The 873-nt window shown below is 29.3% G+C and carries 1 protein-coding gene; it reads right to left on the minus strand.

The features are described from left to right. Positions 1 to 89: 89 nt before the first annotated feature. Positions 90 to 776, minus strand: a complete 687-nt coding sequence (locus tag Q1B05_RS18540; protein ID WP_299782945.1) for a hypothetical protein — start codon at positions 774 to 776, stop codon at positions 90 to 92. Positions 777 to 873: the final 97 nt, after the last annotated feature.

An 873-nucleotide genomic window follows, 5' to 3' on the forward strand; every position in this document is an offset into this window, starting at 1 on the left:
AATAAATCACAGATAGAATATTCCGCAGGAATGTTCGTAAGTAGGCTTAAAACAAGCAATTAATTATACACGGTGTTGTAGCACGTATTTTATTCAAATTCTATTGCTATTAAATTCCGATTATTTCTATTAAAAGTCAAAACCATTGTTAAAGCAATTTTTTCTCTTACTTGAACGACGTTAACTTTGATTACTTGACCAAAATTATTGGTGTCTAAAAGTTCAAAACCCTGAAATTGAGATTGTTTTAAAATTCCGTATTGATTATCAATATTGTTAAATAATTCGGCAATTTGGCTTGTTTCCAGTTCAATAGATTTGTCGAATATTTTTGCCACAGATTCAAAGTCTTTCTTTTTTATTAAGTCCGAAATGTTGTCAATTTTCGGCATAAGATTTTCAATTTCCTCTATTTCTTTGTCCGAGTATGAAAATTCAGAACTCGTTCCGTCATGTAGATTTATTTTTACTCTAACTTGGTTGTAATTTGATTTTTCGTCGTCTAAACTTGAGTAAAATAAATAAGCAATATTTCCAGAGTGTGGTTTTAATTTTTTTGCGTTATTTTCAAGTAACGAACTTTTACTCATTTCAAGTTCGAAATAAGTTATCGTTTCTCCGTTTTTAGTTTCAAATCCTTTATGTCTTAAACACTCTCCATCGTAAAAATTCAAAACTTGTTGGACTGAATTAACTTCTTTGTCAGTTACTCCAATATCCTTTTTGCAAGAAGTTGTTATTAGTGTTAAAATCAGTAATGTTAAAATTCTGTTCATAGGTTTGTTTATATGTGCTACAACGTGTTTATATATGGTTTGTTGCGTTGTTTAAGCAACCAATTTAGTAAATAATTACTGACAAAGAAAATCCGCG

This window comes from uncultured Formosa sp. (genome assembly GCF_947500765.1).
In the GTDB taxonomy this organism is placed as follows: domain Bacteria; phylum Bacteroidota; class Bacteroidia; order Flavobacteriales; family Flavobacteriaceae; genus Formosa.